This window comes from Thermomonas sp., from assembly GCF_035369645.1.
Classification (GTDB): Bacteria; Pseudomonadota; Gammaproteobacteria; order Xanthomonadales; family Xanthomonadaceae; genus Thermomonas.
Genome location: NZ_DAOOUM010000003.1, coordinates 56,191 through 60,242, shown reverse-complemented (window position 1 = coordinate 60,242; position 4,052 = coordinate 56,191). Strand labels below are relative to the sequence as shown.

Below are 4,052 nucleotides of genomic sequence, written 5' to 3'. Positions count from 1 at the left end.
GCCCTGCATCACCCGTTCACCGCGCCGGCGGTGGATTCCATCGACGATCTGCGTGCCCACGCCAAGACCGCGGTGAGCCGTGGTTACGACATGGTGCTGAACGGCAACGAGATTGGCGGTGGCTCGATCCGCATCCACAATTCAAAGCTGCAAAGCGCGGTGTTTGAATTGCTGGGCATTGGCGAAGAAGAACAGCGCGGCAAGTTCGGCTTCCTGCTGGATGCACTGAAATACGGCGCACCGCCACATGGCGGCATTGCGTTTGGCATCGACCGCATCGCCGCGCTGATGGCCGGCAGCGACTCCATTCGTGACGTGATCGCCTTCCCCAAAACCACCGGCGCCCAGTGTCTGATGACCGATGCGCCGTCACCCATCGCCGATGCGCAGTTGGCCGAGGTGCATGTGGCGGTTCGGACGCGCGAATCAGTGTGATGGGTGATATGGCGTCACTGCGTAAAGTGCGCCATGGATGGCGCACGGCGGCGCGTCGAACAGGATGTTCGCCCGCGCCGGGGAGCAGTGATGCCATGTCGCCCGCGCCAGGAGTGCCATCGTGCAGGCTTTGATTCGCCGAGCCACCCCCGCCGACGCCGCCACCTTGGCCGCGCTGGGCACGTTTACCTTCATCGAAACCTTCGGCCATCTGTACACGCCGGAAGATTTGCAGGCGTTTCTCGACGCAAGCCACAGCGAGGCCGCCTACGCCGCGCTATTGTCCGCCGATTCCCCGTATGCGCTGTGGCTGGCCGAACGCGACGGTCAGGCCATTGGCTACGCGCAGGCCGGCCCCTGCGGGTTGCCGCACGCCGACGTGCGCGCTGAGGATGGCGAAATCAAGCGCCTGTACCTGCGCGGCGATGCGCAAAACAGTGGTGCCGGGCGCGCACTGATGGACGCGATGCTGGCGTGGCTGCTGGCCGATGGCCCACGGATCTTATGGTTATCGGTGTGGTCGGAAAACTACGGCGCGCAGCGTTTCTACGCCCGCTATGGATTCGAATTTGCCGGCGAATACCACTTTATCGTGGGTGAGCAGCGCGACCGCGAGTTCATGTATCGGCGCTTGGCCCGCTGATCATGCAGCCCCGTGTGCTGTTGGTGCATGGCCTGCTCAACGCTTCGTGGTGGTTGCTGCCGCTGGCCTTGCGCTTGCGCAAGCAGGGGTTTGCCACCGAACTTTTTGACTATTCAAGCGTATGGGAAGGGCCGGAGTTTGCGTTGCCACGCTTGCGGAAGCGGCTCTTGGCGCAGCCACCCGATGCCTTGGTAGGGCATAGCCTAGGCGGGCTGATTGCACTCACTGCATTGCAGCAAGCAGAACATCCCCGCGTGCAGCGTGTGGTGTGCCTTGGATCGCCTCTGCGTGGCAGCGAAACGGCGCGATGCGTGGCGGCGTTGCCGTGGGCGCGCCCGCTGCTGGGCCGAAGTGCCGGTCTGTTGCAAACGGGTGTGGCGGAGTGGCGCGGTACTGCCGAGGTAGGTGTGGTGGCAGGTATCGCACCGCGTGGGATGGGTTGCCTGTTTGCGCACTTCAAGGAGCGTTCGGATGGCACCGTGGCTTTGGAGGAAACCCGGCTCCCGTGGCTGGCTGACCATGTCGCGCTGCCTTGCAGCCATTCCGGGCTGGTGTTATCGCACAGCGCGGCAAGGCAAACCGGCCATTTTTTACATCACGGCCAGTTTGCGCCCACTTCCGAGCACACCAGTCGAGCAGCAGACGTATAATTCGCGGCTTCGCCTTTCGGCCGGAAGTACATCTATGGGACGTGGCCCCTCCATCGAAGCCCGCAAGAACGCAGTGGATGCGAAGCGCGGCAAGATTTTCACCAAGATCATCCGTGAAATTTCAGTCGCTGCGCGCAGCGGCGGGGGCGACCCGCATGGCAACCCGCGCTTGCGTGCGGCGATCGACAAGGGCCTTGACGTCAACATGACCAAGGACGTGATCGAGCGCGCCATCAAGAAAGCCACCGGCGAGCTGGAAGGCGTGTCCTACGAGGAAATCCGCTACGAAGGCTATGGCGCGGGCGGGGTGGCGGTGATTGTGGACTGCCTGACCGACAATCGTGTGCGCACGGTGGCCGATGTACGACATGCATTTGGCAAGTTTGGCGGCAATATGGGCAACGAAGGCTCGGTAGCCTTCATGTTCAAGAAGCTGGGCGTGCTCAGCTATGACGCCGGTGCCAATGAGGACGCTATCACCGAGGCGGCGATTGAAGCCGGTGCCGACGATATCGTGGTGTACCCGGAAGATGGCGCCATCGACGTATTGACCTCGCCCGATGCATTTGCATCGGTCAAGGCGGCGATGGAGGCCGCCGGGCTTGCGCCGGGCTACGCTGAAATCACCATGCGTGCCGACAACGACAGTCCGGTGGAAGGCGAAGTGGCCGAGCAAGTGCAGAAGCTGCTGCGGTGGCTGGAAGATATGGATGACGTGCAAAACGTCTATGCCAACGCCGATTTCGGCGGCGCTGCGTAACACGGCAATCGGTCAACCTGCGTCGTGACTCGCATCCTTGGGATCGACCCCGGTTCGCAGCGCACTGGCGTGGGCATCATTGATGTTGATGCCACTGGCAAGGTGAGCCATGTGCATCATCAGCCGCTGGTATTGCTGGATGCGGAAACGTTTCCGCTGCGCCTGCGATTATTACTGGATGGCTTGTGGGCCTTGATCGAGGAATACACGCCCGATGAAGTGGCCGTGGAGCAGGTGTTCCTGTCCAACAATGCCATGAGTGCACTCAAACTGGGGCAGGCGCGCGGTGCGGCGGTGGCCGCTTGCGTGGCGCGTGATTTGCCAGTGAGCGAATACGCCGCAAAAGAGATCAAACTGGGGCTGGTGGGCAGTGGCGCGGCCGACAAGCAACAGGTGCAACATATGGTGGCGGTGATGCTGGGCTTGTCCGGCAAGTTGCAGGCCGATGCGGCCGACGCGCTGGCAGTGGCGATTACGCATGCGCATGTGCGCGCCAGTGCACAGCGCTTGGGCGTGGTCGCACGCACGGCATGGGCACGCAAGGGCAGGGGTCGGCGATGATTGGACGATTGAAAGGCATCCTGATCCACAAGGCGCCGCCGTGGCTGGTGGTGGACGTGCACGGCGTTGGCTATGAGTTGGAGGCGCCGATGAGCACGTTCTACGACTTGCCGGAGTTGGGGCGCGAGGTGTTTTTGTTCACCCACTACGCGCAAAAGGAAGACAGCGTGTCGCTGTACGGGTTTTTGCGCGAAACCGAGCGCCGCTTGTTTCGCGATGTGCAGAAAGTCTCCGGCATCGGCGCCAAAATTGCGCTGGCGGTGCTGTCGGGCGCATCGGTGGATGAGTTTGTACGGCTGATCCAAAACGGCGATGTCGCCGCACTCACCCGCATTCCCGGCATCGGCAAAAAAACCGCAGAGCGCATGCTGGTGGAACTGCGCGACCGTGCCACCGACTTGGGCAGCGCTGGCTCAGGCAGCACCGCATTGCCGGGTGACCCGGTGGCCGAATCCATCATCGCGCTACAGGCGTTGGGCTACAAACCTGCCGATGCCGAGCGCATGGCGAAAAAATCTGCAGGCGCGGGCGACGATGCCCCCGCCATCATCCGTAAAGCATTGCAGTCTGCGCTGCGTTGACAGACGGCTGTAGGTATCACTATGACTTCCGCACAATCCAGTCCCGAACAGCACAGCCATACAGAGGGGCACTCCGCCGGGCTTGCGCTGATCGTCGGTGCCATCGGCGTGGTGTTCGGCGATATCGGTACCAGTCCGCTGTACACGTTGAAAGAAGCGTTTACTCCGCACTATGGGTTGGTCAACAACCACGACACCGTGATTGGCCTGCTTTCGTTGATTTTCTGGGCCATCATGACCATGGTGACGCTCAAGTACGTGACGATCATCATGCGTGCCGACAATGATGGCGAAGGCGGCATCATGGCGCTGATGGCCTTGACGCAGCGCACGTTGCGCAATGGCTCGCGCTCGGCTTATGTGGTGGGCATTCTCGGGATTTTCGGGGCGTCCCTGTTTTTTGGTGATGGCGTGATTACCCC

At 61.9% G+C, this 4,052-nt stretch carries 7 protein-coding genes; all 7 read left to right on the top strand.

Annotated elements, in window-relative coordinates; genetic code table 11:
* Positions 1-435: amino acid--tRNA ligase-related protein (locus PK789_RS01265; RefSeq protein ID WP_324306517.1), on the top strand; the 435-nt coding region annotated here is incomplete at its 5' end.
* 121 nt (positions 436-556) lie between these two features.
* Positions 557-1,078 (top strand): GNAT family N-acetyltransferase, encoded by a 522-nt coding sequence (locus PK789_RS01260; protein ID WP_223626231.1) that lies wholly within the window; start codon positions 557-559, stop codon positions 1,076-1,078.
* A 2-nt stretch (positions 1,079-1,080) separates the two neighbouring features.
* On the top strand, positions 1,081-1,728 hold the full coding sequence (locus tag PK789_RS01255) for an esterase/lipase family protein (protein WP_223626233.1): 648 nt from the start codon (positions 1,081-1,083) through the stop codon (positions 1,726-1,728).
* 34 nt (positions 1,729-1,762) lie between these two features.
* The gene (locus PK789_RS01250) at positions 1,763-2,488 is read left to right on the top strand and encodes a YebC/PmpR family DNA-binding transcriptional regulator (RefSeq protein WP_223626235.1); all 726 of its coding nucleotides are present in this window, start codon (positions 1,763-1,765) and stop codon (positions 2,486-2,488) included.
* Positions 2,489-2,512: 24 nt separating this feature from the next.
* Positions 2,513-3,049 carry a crossover junction endodeoxyribonuclease RuvC gene (gene ruvC / locus PK789_RS01245; protein ID WP_223626237.1) on the top strand — a complete coding sequence of 179 codons (537 nt, stop codon included), beginning with the start codon at positions 2,513-2,515 and terminating at the stop codon, positions 3,047-3,049.
* Positions 3,046-3,630, top strand: coding sequence for a Holliday junction branch migration protein RuvA (gene ruvA, locus PK789_RS01240; protein WP_288968670.1), 585 nt, complete (start codon positions 3,046-3,048; stop codon positions 3,628-3,630). Before ruvC ends, ruvA begins: the two co-directional genes overlap by 4 nt.
* Positions 3,631-3,651: 21 nt before the next feature.
* Positions 3,652-4,052: KUP/HAK/KT family potassium transporter (locus PK789_RS01235; protein WP_324306516.1), on the top strand; the 401-nt coding region annotated here is incomplete at its 3' end.